The sequence below is a fragment of the Streptomyces sp. CB02009 genome, assembly GCF_001905825.1.
Taxonomy (GTDB): Bacteria; Actinomycetota; Actinomycetes; order Streptomycetales; family Streptomycetaceae; genus Streptomyces.
This window is the reverse complement of sequence record NZ_LIVV01000009.1, coordinates 347773-365593: the sequence shown is the minus strand read 5'-3', so window position 1 is coordinate 365593 and position 17821 is coordinate 347773. Positions and strand designations below refer to the sequence as shown.

At 72.6% G+C, this 17821-nt stretch carries 15 protein-coding genes; 10 read left to right on the top strand and 5 right to left on the bottom strand.

Annotation, left to right across the window (positions count from 1 at the left end):
• Positions 1-236: 236 nt before the first annotated feature.
• A complete protein-coding gene (locus AMK27_RS32315; RefSeq protein ID WP_241847669.1) occupies positions 237-3383 on the bottom strand; it encodes an AfsR/SARP family transcriptional regulator in 3147 nt (1048 codons plus the stop codon).
• Between the two features lie 184 nt (positions 3384-3567).
• On the opposite strand from AMK27_RS32315, the gene AMK27_RS32310 reads away from it, so the two are divergent.
• Both AMK27_RS32310 and AMK27_RS32305 read left to right on the top strand, forming a co-directional pair.
• A complete protein-coding gene (locus AMK27_RS32310; protein WP_073916287.1) occupies positions 3568-4785 on the top strand; it encodes an amidohydrolase family protein in 1218 nt (405 codons plus the stop codon).
• A 160-nt stretch (positions 4786-4945) separates the two neighbouring features.
• Positions 4946-5956, top strand: a complete 1011-nt coding sequence (locus AMK27_RS32305; protein ID WP_073916284.1) for a quinone oxidoreductase family protein — start codon at positions 4946-4948, stop codon at positions 5954-5956.
• Positions 5957-6098: 142 nt separating this feature from the next.
• Here AMK27_RS32305 and AMK27_RS32300 read toward each other — a convergent pair whose 3' ends face one another.
• Positions 6099-6575 (bottom strand): DUF2690 domain-containing protein, encoded by a 477-nt coding sequence (locus AMK27_RS32300; protein ID WP_158076940.1) that lies wholly within the window; start codon positions 6573-6575, stop codon positions 6099-6101.
• Positions 6576-6815: 240 nt separating this feature from the next.
• On the opposite strand from AMK27_RS32300, the gene AMK27_RS32295 reads away from it, so the two are divergent.
• From AMK27_RS32295 to AMK27_RS32270, 6 genes are all read left to right on the top strand, one after another.
• A complete protein-coding gene (locus AMK27_RS32295; RefSeq protein ID WP_073916279.1) occupies positions 6816-7733 on the top strand; it encodes an LLM class F420-dependent oxidoreductase in 918 nt (305 codons plus the stop codon).
• A gap of 11 nt (positions 7734-7744) precedes the next feature.
• Positions 7745-8506 (top strand): SDR family NAD(P)-dependent oxidoreductase, encoded by a 762-nt coding sequence (locus AMK27_RS32290; protein ID WP_073916277.1) that lies wholly within the window; start codon positions 7745-7747, stop codon positions 8504-8506.
• A 109-nt stretch (positions 8507-8615) separates the two neighbouring features.
• On the top strand, positions 8616-9740 hold the full coding sequence (locus AMK27_RS32285) for an LLM class flavin-dependent oxidoreductase (protein ID WP_073916274.1): 1125 nt from the start codon (positions 8616-8618) through the stop codon (positions 9738-9740).
• A gap of 145 nt (positions 9741-9885) precedes the next feature.
• Positions 9886-11625 (top strand): N-acyl-D-amino-acid deacylase family protein, encoded by a 1740-nt coding sequence (locus tag AMK27_RS32280; protein ID WP_073916273.1) that lies wholly within the window; start codon positions 9886-9888, stop codon positions 11623-11625.
• Entirely contained in the window at positions 11622-13073 is a 1452-nt protein-coding gene (locus AMK27_RS32275; protein WP_073916270.1) for an aldehyde dehydrogenase family protein, read from the top strand. Before AMK27_RS32280 ends, AMK27_RS32275 begins: the two co-directional genes overlap by 4 nt.
• Before the next feature lie 238 nt (positions 13074-13311).
• Positions 13312-14895 carry an APC family permease gene (locus AMK27_RS32270; protein WP_073916268.1) on the top strand — a complete coding sequence of 528 codons (1584 nt, stop codon included), beginning with the start codon at positions 13312-13314 and terminating at the stop codon, positions 14893-14895.
• Positions 14896-15042: 147 nt separating this feature from the next.
• Here AMK27_RS32270 and AMK27_RS32265 read toward each other — a convergent pair whose 3' ends face one another.
• Positions 15043-15249 (bottom strand): hypothetical protein, encoded by a 207-nt coding sequence (locus tag AMK27_RS32265; RefSeq protein ID WP_073916266.1) that lies wholly within the window; start codon positions 15247-15249, stop codon positions 15043-15045.
• Positions 15250-15331: 82 nt separating this feature from the next.
• Between AMK27_RS32265 and AMK27_RS32260 the strand changes: the two genes are divergently transcribed.
• Positions 15332-15802, top strand: coding sequence for a GNAT family N-acetyltransferase (locus AMK27_RS32260; protein WP_073916263.1), 471 nt, complete (start codon positions 15332-15334; stop codon positions 15800-15802).
• A 13-nt stretch (positions 15803-15815) separates the two neighbouring features.
• Here AMK27_RS32260 and AMK27_RS32255 read toward each other — a convergent pair whose 3' ends face one another.
• Together AMK27_RS32255 and AMK27_RS32250 are read right to left on the bottom strand one after the other, a co-directional pair.
• Positions 15816-15956, bottom strand: coding sequence for a hypothetical protein (locus tag AMK27_RS32255; protein WP_382503665.1), 141 nt, complete (start codon positions 15954-15956; stop codon positions 15816-15818).
• Between the two features lie 50 nt (positions 15957-16006).
• Positions 16007-16747 carry a GNAT family N-acetyltransferase gene (locus tag AMK27_RS32250; RefSeq protein ID WP_073916262.1) on the bottom strand — a complete coding sequence of 247 codons (741 nt, stop codon included), beginning with the start codon at positions 16745-16747 and terminating at the stop codon, positions 16007-16009.
• 188 nt (positions 16748-16935) lie between these two features.
• Here AMK27_RS32250 and AMK27_RS32245 point away from each other — a divergent pair, with 188 nt between their 5' ends.
• Positions 16936-17766: an LLM class F420-dependent oxidoreductase gene (locus AMK27_RS32245; RefSeq protein ID WP_073916259.1), complete on the top strand. Its 831-nt coding sequence runs from the start codon at positions 16936-16938 to the stop codon at positions 17764-17766.
• The last annotated feature ends 55 nt before the right edge of the window (positions 17767-17821 follow it).

The window sequence follows — 17821 nt, the reverse complement described above, 5'->3', positions numbered from 1 at the left end:
TGTCCGAGATGGGGGAGATCCGCCCAGCCGTTCCCCCGTGGACAGCCGGGCGAATCTCCGGGGCCGATCACCCTAGTACTCAGGGGCAGTGGCCCTCATCGGCGACCCGCCTGCCCCCCGACGCGGCGGATCGTCATGGGAAGAGCATGCCGGGTGGCGATAAACGAACGATGAACGCACTGGCCGGAGGGGTCTGGGCCGTCTCCTCCGGATCCTGCCTGACGGAAAGAGGCGGCCTAGGCAGCCGTCGCGGGCGCCAGCAGCGCGCGCACCTCGGCCGCCTCCGGGGCCCCGAGGGCGTCGAAGATGCCGAGTGCCTCCTGCCAGCAGACCAGCGCCCGGCCGCTCTGGCCGATGCCGAAGAGGGCACGGCCCAGCACGGTGAGGACGTTGCCCCGCCGCCACTCGCCGCCGATGCCGCGCAGCACCGTGAGGGCCATCTCGGCGTTCGACGCCGCCTGGGCGTGCCGGCGGGCGGCGATGTCCACCTCGGACAGCCGGAAGAGCGTCATGCCCTCCCACAGCCGCTGCCTGCTGTCGGCGAAGACCGCCAGCGCCTCGCGGAGCTGCTCGGCCGCCGCGGCGAGCTGGTCGTCCTGGGTGAGGGCGAGCCCGAGGGCGTACCGCCCGTTGGCCCCCCGGAGCGCGTGTCCCATCGCGTCGTAGATCCCGGTCCCCTGGCGGGCGAGCGCTATGGCGCTCGGCGTACGGCCCATGGCCAGGTGGATGCGCGACAGATTGCAGAGGGCGCTCGCCTCACCCGGCTCGTCCCCGATGTCACGGAACCGGTCGATCGCCTCGGTGAGGTACTGCTCCCCCTCCACGAAGCGGTTCTGGTAGAGCGCGATGATGCCCCGGGCGTTGGCGGACCAGCAGGCGGGCAGCGGATCCCCGGCCCGGTCGGCGTGCGGCAGGGCGAGTTCGGCGTCCCGGTCCGCCTCCTCGAAGCGGCCCGCCGTGTGATGGACACCCGCGAGGACCATGAGCGCGCGGCCCTCGGCCCGGGCGTCCGCGTGGCTGCGCGCGGCATCACGGAGGACGACGCCGGTCGCCTCGAACTCCCGGGAGTTCGCCCCCGACTCCCCGAGGTCCAGCGACGCCCACAGCAGGTCCACCGCGCGGCGCAGGGTGGTCGGGGACGAGGCCGACTGGCGGACGCACGCCAGGAGGCAGTTCGCCTCCGCGTACAGCCAGTCCTGGGCCTCGTGGCGGTCGGTGAAGGCCAGTCCCTCGTACGAGGTCGCCTCCAGGTGGTCCACCAGGCGGTCGCCGGGGCGCTCGATCGCGTACACCCGCGCCGCCGTCGACAGGTAGAAGTCCAGGAGGCGGGAGAGCGCGGCCTCCTTCTCCGTCGGGGGCTGTTCGTCGCGGTCCGCGCACGCGCGCGCGTAGAGCCGCACCAGGTCGTGGTAGCGGTAGCGGCCCGGCGCCGCCGACTCCAGGAGGGACGTGTCGACCAGCGCCTCCAGGAGGTCCTCCGTGTCCCAGAGCGGGAGGTCGAGGACCGCCGCGGCCGCCGCGAGCGAGATGTCCGGGCCGTCCGCCAGGCCCAGCAGCCGGAACGCGCGCGCCTGCGCCGGCTCCAGCTGCCCGTAGCCGAGCTCGAAGGTGGCCTTCACCGCCAGGTCGCCCGCCTGGAGTTCGTCGAGGCGGCGCCGCTCGTCCGCCAGCTTCGCCGCCAGGACCGACACCGTCCACGTCCGCCGGGCCGCCAGGCGCGAGGCCGCGATCCGGATCGCCAGGGGCAGGAACCCGCAGGCCGCCACCACGTCGAGGGCCGCCTCGCGCTCCGACTGGACCCGCTCCGCGCCCACGATCCGGGTGAACAGCTGGAGCGCCTCCTCGGGGGACATCACGTCCAGGTCGACCAGGTGCGCCCCGGCCAGGTCGACCATCCGGATCCGGCTCGTCACCAGCGCCGCGCAGCCCGCGGTCCCCGGCAGCAGCGGGCGGATCTGCGCCGCGTCCCGCGCGTTGTCCAGGAGGACCAGGACGCGGCGGCCGTCCAGCGTCGAGCGGTACAGCGCCGCCCGGTCGTCGAGCGAGTCGGGAATGGCCGAGTCCGGGGTGCCGAGGGCACGCAGGAAGGAGCCCAGGACCGTCTCCGGAGCGGCCGCGCGGGAGCCCGCCCCCTGGAGGTCCACGTACAGCTGCCCGTCCGGGAAGTGCGGCCGCGCCTCGTGCGCGACGTGCACGGCCAGCGTCGTCTTGCCGACACCGCCGATGCCGGCCAGCGCGGACACCGCCATGACGTGGCCCTCGGCCGTGGCGAGCCGGGCGCCCAGCTCCCGTACGAACGGCGCCCGGCCCGTGAAGTCCGGGACGGTCGCAGGGAGCTGCGCGGGACGGGCGACGGGCGCGGCGGCCGGGGCGTTCTCCTCGACCGGGCGGGCGAGTTCGGCGTCGGCCTGCAGGATGCGCTGCTGGAGCCGGGAGAGTTCGGGGGTGGGGTCGACGCCCAGCTCGTCGGCGAGCAGCCGGCGGGTGTCCGCGTACACCGCGAGCGCCTCGGCCTGCCGTCCGCTGCGGTAGAGGGCGAGCATCAGCAGCTCGCGGAGCCGTTCCCGCAGCGGATGGGCGGCGGTGAGCGCGGTCAGTTCGGACACGGCCTCCGCGTGCGCGCCGACCTCCAGGTCGATGTCGAGGCGGTTCTCCAGGAGGCTGAGCCGCCACTCCTCCAGGCGGGTCCGCTGCGTCTCGGCGTACGGCCCCGGTACGGAGGCCAGCACCTCGCCGTCCCACAGGTCCAGCGCCTCCGCGAGCCGGTCGCGGGCGCCCGCCCGGTCCCCGGCGGTCCGCAGCTTCTCGGCCTCGGCGCCGAGTTCCTGCGCGGTGGCGACGTCGAGCGCGGCGGCGGAGGTGCGCAGGGCATAGCCGCCCGACTCGCTGACGAGGACCTGGGGGCCGAGTGCCTTGCGGAGGCGGGAGGCGTACGTCCGTACGGCCGCGAGGGCCTGCGAGGGCGACTCCTCGCCCCAGAGGGCGTCGATCAGCTCGGAGGCGGTGGCGGTGCGACCGCCGCGGAGGAGCAGGGCGGCGAGCAGGGCCCGCTGCTGCGGCGAACCGGTGGGCACGGGCTCCCCGTCCCGCCAGGCCCGGACGGGCCCGAGCACGGCGAACCGCAGCGCGCCGGAGGCGGGTGCGGAGGGGTGGGAGGCGGTGTCGTTGCCGACGCCCGCGTCGGGCCGCGCATCCGCTCCCGGGCCTTGGCCGGAACGCGTTCCCGCGCCCGTGCCCCCGGCCCCGCCCCGGCCCGTGCCGGCCTGTGTCACCGTGTCCGCCCGTCCGCGACCGCCCTCGTCGGGGTTCAGGCCCGTGCCGGCGTCCGCGCCCGTCTTCGGAGCCCGTTGCACCGGAACTCGCGGCCCGCTCTCACGGTCCATAGCTCCCCCTGCCCGTACCGCCCACGCTTGTTTCGCCCTGGACAGTCTGCCTTGTCCGGAGGGAGTCCGTCAGCATCGGGTCGGCCGTAGTCCGGGCCGTGACGCGGCCGTTGCGGGCCCGTCACACCGCCGATTCCCCGCACGGTAGCTGACGGACCGTCAGATCAGCGCTACCGTGAGGAGCATGGAGACCTTCCCGAAGATCATCTCGGTGGACGACCACACCGTGGAGCCCCCGCACGTCTGGCGGGACCGGCTCCCGTCCCGGTACCACGACACCGGACCCCGGATCGTCCGCGCCCCGCTCAGGGAAATGACCTTCCTCGGCGGGAAGTTCGCCCCCGTGATGGGGGCCAAGGGGGACGAGGGCCCGATCGGCGACTGGTGGGTCTACGAGGACCTGCACCGGCCCCTCACCCGCCTCGACACCGCCGTCGGCTACGACCGCGACGAGATACGGCTCGAAGTCATCACGTACGAGCAGATGCGGCCCGGCTCCCACTCGGTGCCCGAGCGGCTCGCCGACATGGACGTCAACCACGTCCAGTCCGCGCTCTGCTTCCCGACCTTCCCCCGCTTCTGCGGCCAGACCTTCACCGAGGCGGGCGACCGCGAGCTCGGGCTGCTCTGCGTCCGGGCGTACAACGACTGGATGGTGGAGGAGTGGTGCGGCCCCGAGGCGCACGGGCGGCTCATCCCGCTCACCCTCATCCCGCTCTGGGACCCGGAACTGGCCGCCGCCGAGGTCCGCCGGAACGCCGCGCGCGGGGTGCGGGCGGTCGCGTTCTCGGAGATCCCGCCGCACCTCGGGCTCCCCTCGGTGCACACGGACCACTGGGACCCCTTCTTCCGGGCGTGCGACGAGACCGGCACGGTCATCGCGATGCACATCGGCTCGTCCAGCCGGATGCCGTCGACCTCCGCCGACGCCCCGCCGGCCGTCGGCTCGACCATCACCTTCGCCAACTGCTGCTTCTCTATGGTCGACTGGCTGATGAGCGGCACGTTCGAGCGCTTCCCCCACCTCAGGATCATGTACGCGGAGGGGCAGATCGGCTGGATCCCGTACATCCTGGAGCGCGCCGACGTCGTGTGGGAGGAGAACCGCGGCTGGGGCGGGGTCGCCGACAAGGTGCTGCGCCCGCCGTCGGAGCTCTTCGCCGAGCACGTCTTCGGCTGCTTCTTCGACGACGCGTTCGGCCTGAGGAACCTCGACGCGATCGGGGTCGGGAACGTCCTGTACGAGACGGACTACCCGCACTCGGACTCCACGTGGCCCAAGTCCAGGGAGGTCGGCGAGGCGCAGATGGGGCACCTGGACCCGGACGTCGTCGACCGCATCGTCCGGGGCAACGCGATCGATCTGCTCGGCCTGACCGCGGACGGCCTCTGGCGCCCGTAGCGGGACCCCGCGCGGACCGGGACCCCGCGTGGACCGGGACCCGCGCGAGCCGGGTGCTTCGCCTCGTGAGGCGGGGGGTCGCGGCTCGCGGGGGTCCGCCCGCCGGGAATCGGATCGCCCTCGACGGGGTTGGTGGGGGACGAACCGATAGGGGAGGGTCATGCGAGCGATTCAGGTGTACGAAGTGGGCGGTCCCGAGGTGCTGCGGGAGGCCGAGGTGGACCGGCCGCGGCCGGGTCCGGGCGAGGCGGTCGTGGAGGTCGCCGCGTCCGGGGTCAACTTCCTCGACGTCTACCACCGGGAAGGCCGCTACAGCCTTCCGCTGCCCTTCACCCCGGGCACCGAGGGCGCCGGCACGGTCGTCGAGGTCGGACCGGGCGTCGACGGCGTCGCGGTCGGGGACCGGGTCGGCTGGGTGGAGATTCCCGGCTCGTACGCCGAGCAGGCCGTCGTGGACGCCTCCCGGCTGGTGCCGCTGCCCGACGACATCGACTTCGAGACCGCCGCCGCCGTGCTCCTCCAGGGCATGACCGCGCACTATCTCGTCAAGGACGCCTACCCGGTCCAGGCGGGCGACACGGTGCTCGTGCACGCGGCCGCCGGTGGCATGGGGCTGCTCCTGACCCAGCTCGTCACCCATCTCGGCGGCAGGGTGATCGGCACGACGTCGACCACGGCGAAGGCCGAGCTGGCGAAGCGTGCCGGGGCCGCCGAGGTGATCCTCTCCTCGGCGGTCGACGATCTCGCGGCCGAGGTGAGGCGGCTCAACGGCGGTCAGGGACTGCCGGTCGTCTTCGACGGCGTGGGCGCGCACACCTTCGAGGCGAGCCTCGCCAGCCTGCGCACCCGCGGTCACCTCGTGCTCTTCGGCGCGGCGAGCGGTGCCGTGCCGCCGTTCGATCCGATGCGGCTCGCCCAGGGCGGTTCGCTGACCCTGATCCGGCCCAGCCTCGGGGACTTCATCGCCGACCGGTCCGAACTGCTCCGACGGGCGGCCGACGTGTTCGAGTGGGTGCGCTCCAAGGGACTCGAGGTCAACGTGACGGGCCGCTACCCGCTGTCCGAGGCCTCCCGGGCCCACAGCGATCTGGAGGCCCGGCGTACCACCGGCAAGCTGCTGCTCGTACCCGACGCGGCCGCTGCCGGGAGCCGCGAGAAGACGCGGAGCTGATCGCGGGCGACGAGGTCGGGGATCTCGGCGACTGAACGGCATGAACGGCGAGGGCCCGCCCGGGCCGCCGAGGGAGGCGGACCGGGCGGGGGTCGGGAGAGCCGAGGGAGGCGGACCGGGCGCTGGCCGGGGGAGCCGCGGACTAGTAGCTGGGGGTGCGGATGTCCGAGCGGTACCCGCCCGCCGTGTCCGTGGTGACCTCGGCGTGGGACGTGTAGCCCGCGTCGTTCACCATCGGCGTGTAGCAGGAGGAGTTGCCCGGCCGCACGGTGCAGGAGTAGGTCCTGCCGTCGTTGTCCCGCACGATGCGCGCCTGCGCGCAGGCGATGCCGGCGGAGGCGTTGCCGCAGTCGCTGTAGCCGTAGGTGATCGTCAGGCGGGCCCACGCGGTGCGGCAGCCCGAGTTGTAGCGCAGGTCGAGGGTGCCGAGCCGGTTGCTGTGGTAGTCGTACACGCCGACCGATTTCACCGTGCTGGTGGTGCCGCCGCAGTAGGTGGCGGCGGGGTCGGCGCCGTCGTACTGGAGGGCCTGGGCGGAGCCGCCCGTGGCCATCAGGCCGCCGGCGGCGAGGAGCAGGGCGGTGCCGACCTGGGCGGTGCGGTGGAGCAGGGAACGCATGGAGGACATCCGTTCGGGTCCGGTGGGTGGGAGTGGCGGCCGGGCCGTGGGGCCCTGCCGTCGGGACCCATCCTGGAGCGGTGCGCGCCACGGGTCTTGGACGAAAGCGAACGCCCGTGACCCGTCCCCTCCCACCCCTTGCCTGATGGATCGTCAGGTACGAGCATGGGCCCCGCTCGTGAAAGTGACGGTTCGTCAGATGCGCGGTCGCCGGGCGGCCGGGGCTCAAGGGGGTTCCTCATGGTGGTCTACGGGATGCAGCTGCCGGTCCAGTCGCAGAGCGCGATCTACGCCGAGCCCTGGGAGGCGGGCGCCGGGCCCGCCGATCTCCTCGCCGTCGCCCGAGCCGCCGAGGACCACGGATTCGACTACCTCGCCGGCTGCGACCACGTCGCCATCCCGCGCCGGCTCGCCGAGGCCATGAGCACCGTCTGGTACGACCCGGTCGCCACCCTCTCCTTCCTCGCCGCCGCCACCGAACGCGTCCGGCTGCTCTCGCACGTCGCCGTCGTCGGACTGCGCCATCCGCTCGTCACCGCAAAGGCGTACGCGACGCTCGACCACCTCTCCGGCGGGCGTCTCGTCCTCGGGGTCGGCGCCGGGCACGTACAGGAGGAGTTCGAGGCCCTCGGCGTGGACTTCGCGCGCCGGGGCGCCGTGCTCGACGAGACCATGGACGCGCTGCGGGCCGCGCTCGGGCCCGAGGAGTTCCCCGAGCACCTGGGGGAGCGGTTCGCCTTCAAGGACCTCGGGCAGCTGCCCCGGCCCGCGCAGGAACGCGTCCCGCTCTGGGTCGGCGGCTCCTCCCCGGCCGCCGTGCGCCGCGCCGCCCTCAAGGGCGACGGCTGGCTCCCGCAGGGCGACCCGCGCGAGCGGCTCGCCGGGCAGATCCGGAAGCTGCTGCGGCTGCGTGCCGAGGCGGGGATCGCGGAGCCGATCACCGTCGGCGCGATCGCCGAGCCGCTGTACGTCGGCACGCCCGGCTGGCCCGTCGGCCGCCGCACCCTCAGCGGCCGCCCGGAGGAGATCGCCGCCTCCCTGCGCGCCTACGGCGAGATGGGCGTCCACCAGATCCAGGTCCGGTTCCGCTCCCGGAGCCGGTCCGAACTCACCGACCAGATGGCGGCCTTCGGCACGGAGGTCGCCCCTCACCTCTAGGGAGTACGGACATGGGCACACTCGACGGGCGGGTCGTCCTGGTCACCGGCGCGGCGCGCGGGCAGGGCGAGCAGGAGGCCCGGCTGTTCGCCGCGGAGGGCGCCAGGGTCGTCCTGGCGGACGTCCTCGACGACGCCGGCGCGGCGCTGGCGAAGGAGCTGGGCGAGGAGCGGGCCGTCTACGTCCGTCTGGACGTGACCAGGGAGGACGACTGGACCGCCGCCGTTGCCCTCGCCAAGGAGCGGTTCGGGAAGATCGACGGGCTCGTCAACAACGCCGGCATCCTCCGCTTCCACGAGCTGCTCGCCACGCCCCTGGAGGAGTTCCAGGCGATCGTCTCCGTCAACCAGACCGGCTGCTTCCTCGGCATCCGCGCCGTCGCGCCCGAGATCGCGGCGGCCGGCGGCGGGACGATCGTCAACACGGCCTCGTACACCGGTCTGACCGGGATGGCCGGGGTCGGCGCGTACGCCGCCTCGAAGCACGCCGTCCTCGGGCTGACCCGGGTCGCCGCCCTGGAGCTGGCGGCGAAGGGGATACGGGTGAACGCCGTCTGCCCGGGTGCCATCGACACCCCCATGAGCAACCCGGAGGGCGTGGACCCGGCCGCCACGGCCGAGCTGTACCGCAGGCTCGTGCCGCTCGGGCGGATCGGGCGGCCGGACGAGGTGGCGGCCCTCGCGCTCTTCCTGACCGGGGAGGACTCGGCGTACATCACGGGCCAGCCGTTCGTGATCGACGGCGGCTGGCTCGCCGGAGTCAGCCTCTTCTAGCCCCGTCTGACGAGTCGTCAGGTATTGACGGGTCCACCCCGCGGTGCGACAGTCGGGCACATCACGAATCTGACGACACGTCAGAAACTCACGAGGACGGTGAACCCCCTTGGAATTCGGGATCTTCGTACAGGGATACGTCGGCAAGCGCGCCGAGACCGATCCCGAAGCCGAGCACAAGGCGCTCATGGAGGAGACCGAGTACGTCATCCAGGCGGACAGGTCCGGCTTCAAGTACGCCTGGGCCTCGGAGCACCACTTCCTGGAGGAGTACTCGCACCTCTCCGCCAACGACGTCTACCTGGGCTACCTCGCCCACGCCACCGACCGGATCCACCTCGGCTCCGGCATCTTCAACCCGCTCGCCCCCGTCAACCACCCGGTGAAGGTCGCCGAGAAGGTCGCCATGCTCGACCACCTCTCCGGCGGACGCTTCGAGTTCGGCTCCGGCCGGGGCGCCGGCTCCCACGAGATCCTCGGGTTCATGCCGGGCATCACCGACATGAACCACACCAAGGAGCTGTGGGAGGAGACGATCGCCGAGTTCCCCAAGATGTGGCTCCAGGACGAGTACGTCGGCTTCCAGGGCAAGCACTGGTCGCTGCCGCCCCGCAAGGTCCTCCCGAAGCCGTACGGGAAGTCCCACCCCGCCATGTGGTACGCCGCCGGCTCCCCGCCCTCGTACGCCATGGCCGGCAGGAAGGGCCTCGGCGTCCTGGGCTTCAGCGTGCAGAAGGTCTCCGACATGGAGTGGGTCCTCGACTCCTACAAGACGGCCATCAAGGAGGCCAAGGCCGTCGGCGACTTCGTCAACGACAACGTCATGGTGACCTCGACCGCGATCTGCGCCGAGACGCACGACAAGGCGGTCGAGATCGCGGTGGGCGGCGGCCTGAACTACCTCCAGTCCCTCCTCTTCCGCTACCACGACACCTTCCCGCGGCCGGAGGGCATCCCGGAGTGGCCGGAGCTCCTGCCGGAGTACTCGGCCGAGATCATCGAACTCCTCATCCAGGAGGAGCTGATGATCTGCGGTGACCCGTCGGAGGTCCTGGCGCAGTGCAAGCGGTGGGAGCAGGCCGGGGCCGACCAGCTGTCCTTCGGGCTGCCGATCGGGATCTCGTACGAGGACACGATGAACTCGATCAAGCTGATCGGTGAGCACGTGATCCCGAAGATCGACACGGACCCCGTCCACCGCACCACCCGCTTCCGCCAGTCCGCCGGCGCCTGAGGGCCCCACGCCGGCGGGCGGTGCACGACGAGCGCGGGGTGGTGTCTTCCCGGACCGCCGCCCCGTACCGGCCCCGGCCGGAGGCCGTTCCGCGGCGGCCCCCGGTCCGGGGCACACCCGTGTCCGCGTCCAGAAAGGGACCGTCATGCTCGACCACCTCATCACGGGCGCCACCGTCGTGGACGGCACCGGCGCCCCCGCCTTCACCGCCGACGTCGGCATCCGCGACGGCCGGATCGCCGTCGTCGCCGAGCCCGGCACCGTCCACGAGGAGGCCCGGAGCACCGAGGACGCCACCGGTCTCGTCCTCACGCCCGGCTTCGTCGACCCGCACACCCACTACGACGCCCAGCTGTTCTGGGACCCGTACGCCACCCCGTCCATGAACCACGGCGTCACCACCGTCGCCGGCGGCAACTGCGGCTTCACCCTCGCCCCGCTCCACCCGGACCGGCCCGAGGACGCCGACTACACCCGGCGCATGATGTCCAAGGTCGAGGGGATGGCCCTGAAGGCCCTGGAGGAGGGCGTCGACTGGTCCTGGTCGTCGTTCGCCGAGTACCTCGACGCCCTCGACGGCCGCATCGCCGTCAACGCCGGCTTCATGGTCGGCCACTGCGCCCTGCGCAGGTACGTGATGGGCGCCGACGCCGTCGGCGGACAGCCCACCCCCGAGCAGCTGGCACACATGGTCGCCCTGCTCAAGGAGGCCATGGAGGCCGGCGCCTGGGGGCTCTCCACCACCCAGTCGGCCACCCACTCCGACGGCGACGGCGCCCCCGTCGCCTCCCGGCACGCCGGCCCCGAGGAGCTCATCGCGCTCTCCCGCGCCGTCGGCGAGCACGAGGGCACCCAGCTCGAAGCGATCCTGGCCGGCTGCCTCGACCAGTTCTCCGACGACGAGATCGACCTGTTCGTCGAGATGACCTCCGCCGCCGGACGCCCGCTCAACTGGAACGTCCTCACCATCGACGCCGCCGTCCCCGAACGGGTCCCGCGCCAGCTCACCGCCTCCGAGCGGGCCCGGAAGTCCGGCGGCCGGATCGTCGCCCTCACCATGCCGATCCTGACCCCGATGAACATGTCCCTCGGGACCTTCTGCGCCCTCAACCTCATCCCCGGCTGGGGCGAGATCCTCGGGCTTCCCGTCCCCGAGCGGATCGCGAAGCTCCGCGACCCGGACGTACGGGCCGGGATGCTGCGGCGCGCCGACTCCAAGGAGGCCGGGGTCTTCCGGCGCCTCGCCCACTTCGGGCGGTACGTCATCGGGGACACCTACAGCCCCGAGAACGAGGGCCTCACCGGCCGCGTCGTCGACGACATCGCGGCCGAGCGCGGCCAGGACGCCTTCCAGTGCCTCGTCGAGATCTGCGCCAACGACGAGCTCCGGACCGTCCTGTGGCCGATGCCCAGCGACAACGACACGGCGTCCTGGACGCTGCGCCGCGAGACCTGGGAACACGAGGACGTGATGCTCGGCGGCTCCGACGCGGGCGCCCACCTGGACCGGATGTGCGGGGCCCCGTACACGACCCGCTTCCTCGGCGACTGCCTGCGCGGACGCAGGCTCGTGCCCCTGGAGCGGGCGGTGCGCATGCTCACCGACGACCCGGCCCGGCTCTTCGGGCTCCGGGAGCGCGGCCGGATCACCGAGGGCTTCCACGCCGACCTGGTCCTCTTCGACCCGGAGCGGATCGACGCCGGCCCGGCGACCCTCGTGCACGACCTGCCGGGGGACAGTCCGCGCCTCGACTCGCGGGCGGTCGGGATCGTGTCGGTGCGGGTCAACGGCGTGGAGACGGTGCGGGACGACGAGGTGACCGGCGCGGTCCCGGGGAAGGTGCTGCGCTCCGGCCGTGACACGAGGACGGTGGCGACCAGGTGAACCAGAAGCTCTTCATCGGCGGCGAGTGGGTCGAGCCCGACGGCGGCCACTACGAGGTGATCGACCCGGCCACCGAGGAGGTCGTCGGCCTCGCCCCGGAAGCCTCCCGCGCCCAGGTGTACGACGCGGCCGCCGCGGCCCGCGAGGCCTTCGCCTCCTGGTCCCGGACGCGACCGGAGGAGCGGGCGGCGATCCTCGACCGGGCCGCCGACCTGATGGCCAGGGACGCGGAGGCGAACACCCTCCTCGCCCGCGCCGAGACCGGCGCCACCACCGGCACGGCGCGCGGCATGCAGGTCGCGGTCGGCTCGGCCCGCTTCCGGCGGTACGCGCGCGGGGCCATGGAACCGGTCGAGCAGGCCCTGCCCCCGCAGATCAACGAGGCGGGCCCGATGGGGAAGGCCGGGGTGTTCGGCGCGGTCGCGGTGCGCCGCCCGGTCGGGGTGGTCACCTGCATCACCTCGTACAACAACCCCTGGGCCAACCCGGCCGGCAAGATCGCCCCCGCGCTCGCGATGGGCAACACGGTCCTGGTGAAGCCCGCCCCGCAGGACCCGCTCTCCGTGTACGCGATGACCCGCGCCCTGGAGGAGGCCGGCGTCCCGCCGGGTGTCGTCAACGTGGTCACCGGCTCCTCGGTGGAGGCGGGGCGGGCGGCCGTGGACTCGCCGGACGTCGACATGGTGTCGTTCACCGGCTCCACGGCGGTCGGGCAGGCGATCGGCGAGGTCTGCGGCCGGACCCTCAAGCGGCAGCTGATGGAGCTGGGCGGCAAGGGGGCGGCCCTCGTCCTCGACGACGCCGACCTGGACTCGGCGGTGACGGGGATCGGGACGACGTTCTCCTTCTACAGCGGACAGATCTGTACGGCCCCGACCCGGGTGCTCGCCCAGCGCGGGATCTACGAGCGGCTGATCGAGAAGCTCACCGGCTATCTGGCCTTCATGACGGTGGGGGACCCGGCGGAGCGGGGCACGATCGTCGGCCCGGTGATCTCGGCCGCCCACCGCGACCGGGTGGAGTCGTACGTCGAACTCGGCCGGAAGGAGGGGGCGCGGGTGGTCGCGGGCGGTGAGCGGCCGGACCTCCCGAAGGGCTTCTACGTGGCGCCGACGCTGCTCGCCGACTGCACCAACGAGATGCGGGTGGTGCGGGAGGAGATCTTCGGGCCGGTCGTGGTGGTGGTCCCCTTCGACGACGAGGAGGAGGGGATCGCGCTCGCCAACGACAGCGACTACGGGCTCCTCGACTACGTGTGGTCGGGCGACGTGGCCCGCGCCTTCCGGATCGCGGCCCGGCTGCGGGCCGGCGGGGTGGGCGTGAACACGATCGGACGGAACATGGAGGCGCCGTTCGGCGGATTCAAGCGGAGCGGGGTCGGACGGGACGTGGGCTCGTACGCCCTGCACGCCTACAGCGAGCTGCAAGCCGTGGTGTGGCCGGGCTGACGACGTCCCCGAAAATTCCTCGGGAAAATTTCGAAACGGACATTCCGGACCACGCTGCGGTTCCCGCATATCGGACATGGGCCGACCGACCTACCAGTTGGTCGGTCCGTGCCGGTGGTCGATCTTTCAATCATTGGCGTGCGTCCACTTCGACCCGTGCAATGCAAGGCAGTGGTCGATCAGGTGAGCGGATTTTGATCCTCCGGATATGGAAACCGCAGCATTTAACGTCCTGTTCATGACTCAGGTGGAAGCGCGGCCCCAGGCCGGAGACACGGTAAGGGGCGTCAACGCCCCGGGTGACACCGACGGCGCGGCCGGTAACCACGGCGTCCGCACCAAAGGCCTCGGCGGAAACTCCGTCGGCCTCCTCGGCAGTGCCGTCATCGGCATCTCGACCGTCGCCCCCGTCTACTGCCTGACCTCGACGCTCGGCTCCACCGCCGGCGAGGTCGGACTGCAGATGCCCGCGATCTTCCTCGCCGGCTTCCTCCCGATGCTCCTCGTCGCCTTCGCGTACCGGGAGCTCAACAAGGTCATGCCCGACTGCGGCACCTCGTTCACCTGGACCGTGAAGGCCTTCGGGCCCCGTATCGGCTGGATGTGCGGCTGGGGCCTCGTCATCGCGACGATCATCGTCCTCTCCAACCTGGCGGGCGTCGCGACCTCCTACTTCTGGCTCCTCGCCGGTGAGATCAGCGGCAGCGAGTCCATCGCCGCCCTGGACGACAACAAAGCCGTCCACATCGTCACCTGCCTGGCCCTCATCGCCGCGGCCACCGCGATCAGCTACCGCGGCATGACCGCCACCAAGGGCGTCCAGTACACCCTCGTCGGCCTCCAGCTCGTCGTCCTCGCCGTCTTCGTGGGCATGGCCCTGACGAAGGCCGGCTCCTTCGAGACCTCGGTCGACTTCTCCTGGTCCTGGATGAACCCCTTCGCGGTCCAGTCCTTCGCCGCCTTCACCGCCGGCCTCTCGCTCTCGATCTTCATGTACTGGGGCTGGGACGCCTGCATGGCGACCAACGAGGAGACCACCGGCAGCGCCAAGACCCCCGGCCGCGCCGCGCTCATCGCGATGGTCGTCCTGGTCGGCTCCTACCTGGCCACCGGCATCGCCGCCCAGATGGTCGTCGGCTCCGGCGAGAAGGGCCTCGGCCTCGCCAACCCGGAGACCTCCGACAACGTCTTCGCCGCCCTCGCCGGCCCGGTCATGGGCCCCACGCTCGGCATCCTGCTCTTCGTCGCGGTCCTCGCCTCGGCGGCCGCCAGCCTCCAGACCACGTTCATCCCGGTCGCCCGCACGGTGCTCGCGATGTCCACGTACGAGGCCCTGCCGAAGTCGTTCACCAAGGTCCACCCGGTCTTCAAGACCCCCGGCAAGGCCACGATCGTGGCCGGTGTCGCCACCGGCGTCTTCTACACCGTGATGACCCTGCTCAGCGAGAACGTCCTGGTCGACACCATCTACGCGCTCGGCCTGATGATCTGCTTCTACTACGCGCTCACGGCCTTCGCCTGCGTCTGGTACTTCCGCGGCGAGCTGTTCCGCTCCGGCCGGGACTTCGCGTACAAGGGCCTGATGCCGCTGCTCGGCGGACTGATGCTGACGGCCGTCTTCGGCAAGACGCTGTACGACATGTGGGACCCGGCGTACGGCTCCGGCTCCGCGGTGTTCGGCGTCGGCTCGGTCTTCGTGATCGGCGTCGGACTGCTGCTCATCGGCGTGGTGATCATGCTGGTCATGCAGCGGAAGAGCCCCGCGTTCTTCCGCGGCGAGGTCCTGACGAAGGAGACGCCGTCGCTGGTCGTCGCCGACTGAGTCCGGCGGGTCCGGAGGGACCGGCGGAGCATTCCTGAGTCATCGAGAACGCGAAGGTGGCGGGCCCGTGGGGGGTCCCGCCACCTTCGTCCTTCCTCGCCCGCGTAAGGCTCGGTCGGTTCAGTCGGTTCAGTCGGTTCAGTGTGTTCAGTGGTGTCCGGGGAGCAGCCGCTCCACCGCCGCGTTCGCGGCCGGCAGGTCCGGCGTACCGGCCGGCTTGGCCTTCGGCGTCAGGACACCGCTGAGCGGCACGACCGACGGCAGGCTCGCGTCGGCGGCGGCGGTTCCGGCGGCGGCGAGGCCGCCGGTCGCGGCGAAACAGGTCAGGGCGACTGCGGTGAGCATCTTCTTCATGACCGCACCAACGCGGACGGCATGGATCCGGTTACGAGGACGCCCCCGAAGCCCCCGCCGGACGCGTCCCTAGGATGCGTCCATGCATGGGGAGACGAACTGGTCGCTGCGCCCCGGGCGGGCGGACGACATCGAGACGATCGCGGAACTGCGGGCGGTCGTCATGCGGGACGACCTGGAGCGCCTCGGACGCTACGACGAGCACCGGGTGCGCCAACGGCTGCGCGACGGCTTCTCGCCGGAGCACACCTCGGTCGTCGAGGTCGACGGCGGCTTCGCCGGCTGTGTGACCCTGCGCCCGTACGAAGACGGCGCCGGCTTCCACCTGGAGCACTTCTACCTGGCCCCCGAGGCCCAGGGACGCGGCCTCGGGACGGCGGTGCTGCGGCGGCTCCTCGCCCGGGCGGACGAGGCCGCCGCCCCGGTCCGGCTGGTCGTGCTCCAGGGCAGCCCCGCCCGCCGCCTCTACGAGCGGCAGGGCTTCACGTACGCGTCCGAGGACCCGGTGGACGTGCTGCTCGTCCGCGCGCCGCGCGCCGCCGCCCCCGCCTGACGGCCGGCGGAGGTCAGAGAGCGGCACCGGCCGGCTGGCGGACGGTGACGTTGATCCGGTTGAACAGGTTGGTGACCGCGACCATCAGCACGATCGCGGCGAGCTGCTTCTCGTCGAAGTGGTCGGCGGCGGCGCCCCAGACCTCGTCCGGCACCGCGTCCGAGGCCGATGTGACAGCGCGACGGACACCGAGCCGCCGGCCCCCTACGCCTCGGCGATGAGGGCGGTGGCGACGGTGCGGAAACCGAGGCGCCCGTACAGCCGGGCCACGTCCGCGTCCGACGCCGACAGGAACACCAGCTCCACACCGCGCGACCGGGCGTCGGCCACCAGGGCGGCCGTCACCGCAAGCCCCAGGCCCCGGCGCCGGGCCGCCGGGACGGTGCCGACGCCGACGACCTCGGAGACGGGCCCGACCGGCTGGTGCTGCCCCGCCGAGAGCGCCGTGCCCGCGTCGTCGAGGGCGGCCGAGAGATGGGTGAGACCGGCCGTGATCCGACCGGCGACCTGGGCGACGACATCCGGCGTCGGCTCGGCGCCGAAGGCCGCGTACGGGGCGGCGACCGCGCTCGCCAGGAACGGATCGCGCGCGCCGACCATCCGTACGGTGACGCCCTCGGGCCCGGCCACCGGGAGCGCGTCGCCCTCCAGGACCATCAGCGGATGCTCGTGGACGGTGAGCCCGCTCGCCTCCACGGCCGCCCGCAGCCCCGGCGTCGTCTCCGCCACCCACTCGAACGCCTCGGGCGCCCCCAGCTCCCGCTGCCGCGCCCGCACCCGGTCCACGTCGGCGACCGTCACCTCCCCGTCGTACCCGAGCGCGGGCCGCGCGTAGTACGGCCAGCCCGCCCCCTCCCGCACGAACAGGGTCAACGGCCCGAACGCCTCGGCGCGGGCGGCGGAACGGGGCACGGCGTCGTAGTACGACTCGATTCGCTTCAGCACGCGCCCACGCTAGGCCCCGCCGCCCGAGACCGCCCCCGCATTTCCCCGCCCCCTCGTCGCGCGCGGCCGTCCCGCCCGGCGCCACGGGCGAAGACACCTCGGCGCGCACCCGTGAACGCCCGGCCGACGCGGAACGCACTCGTGTCGCACCCCTCGGAAATCCAGGCCGTACGCCCTACCGTGCCGCTATGCGGATCTCGACCACGATCTTCCTGACCGACGAGACCATCAGCCCCGTACGGCTCGCGCGTGAACTCGAACAGCGTGGGTTCGGCGGGCTCTACCTCCCCGAGCACACCCACATCCCCGTCGCCCGGGAGACGGACTACCCGGCGGGCGGGGAGCTGCCCCGCGAGTACGGCCGCACCCTCGACCCCTTCGTCGCCCTGGGCCAGGCCGCCGCCGTCACCGAACGCCTCGCGCTCGGCACCGGCGTCACCCTGATCACCGAGCACGACCCGATCGCCCTCGCCAAGCAGGTCGCGACCCTCGACCACGTCTCCGGCGGCCGCTTCACCCTCGGCCTCGGCTTCGGCTGGAACCGCGAAGAGGCGGCCGACCACGGCGTGGAGTGGCGCACCCGCCGGGAGCTCGGCCGCGACCGGCTTAACCTGATGCGCACCCTCTGGGCTCCCGAACCCACCGCCTACGAAGGCGAGTTCGGCCACTCGGTCCGGGCCTCCGAGGCCTGGCCGAAGCCCGCGGGCGGCGCGCCCCGCATCCTGCTCGGCGGCGCGGCGGGCCCGAAGCTCTTCGCCCAGATCGCGGCGCAGACGGACGGCTGGATGCCGATCGGCGGCCGCGGCCTCACGGAGTCGCTCCCGGTTCTGAAGGAGGCGTGGGAGAAGGCCGGCCGGGACCCGAAGGCCCTGGAGATCGTCCCGTACGCGGTCCTCCCGACCCGCGGCAAGCTCGCGCACTACGCGGAACTGGGCTGCGAGGAGGTCGTCCTCCAGCTCCCCCCGTCCCCCGAACCGGAGGTCCTCCGCGTCCTGGACGCGTACGCCGAGTACCTCTGATCCGAGTACCTCTGATCCTGTTACCTCTGATCCGGGTACCTCTGATCCGGTGGCT

Coding starts and splice junctions, on each gene's coding strand:
- AMK27_RS32315 (WP_241847669.1), bottom strand. CDS start 3,383: ATGGACCGTGAGAGCGGGCCGCGAGTTCCGGTGCAACGGGCTCCGAAG.
- AMK27_RS32310 (WP_073916287.1), top strand. CDS start 3,568: ATGGAGACCTTCCCGAAGATCATCTCGGTGGACGACCACACCGTGGAG.
- AMK27_RS32305 (WP_073916284.1), top strand. CDS start 4,946: ATGCGAGCGATTCAGGTGTACGAAGTGGGCGGTCCCGAGGTGCTGCGG.
- AMK27_RS32300 (WP_158076940.1), bottom strand. CDS start 6,575: ATGCGTTCCCTGCTCCACCGCACCGCCCAGGTCGGCACCGCCCTGCTC.
- AMK27_RS32295 (WP_073916279.1), top strand. CDS start 6,816: ATGGTGGTCTACGGGATGCAGCTGCCGGTCCAGTCGCAGAGCGCGATC.
- AMK27_RS32290 (WP_073916277.1), top strand. CDS start 7,745: ATGGGCACACTCGACGGGCGGGTCGTCCTGGTCACCGGCGCGGCGCGC.
- AMK27_RS32280 (WP_073916273.1), top strand. CDS start 9,886: ATGCTCGACCACCTCATCACGGGCGCCACCGTCGTGGACGGCACCGGC.
- AMK27_RS32270 (WP_073916268.1), top strand. CDS start 13,312: ATGACTCAGGTGGAAGCGCGGCCCCAGGCCGGAGACACGGTAAGGGGC.
- AMK27_RS32265 (WP_073916266.1), bottom strand. CDS start 15,249: ATGAAGAAGATGCTCACCGCAGTCGCCCTGACCTGTTTCGCCGCGACC.
- AMK27_RS32260 (WP_073916263.1), top strand. CDS start 15,332: ATGCATGGGGAGACGAACTGGTCGCTGCGCCCCGGGCGGGCGGACGAC.
- AMK27_RS32245 (WP_073916259.1), top strand. CDS start 16,936: ATGCGGATCTCGACCACGATCTTCCTGACCGACGAGACCATCAGCCCC.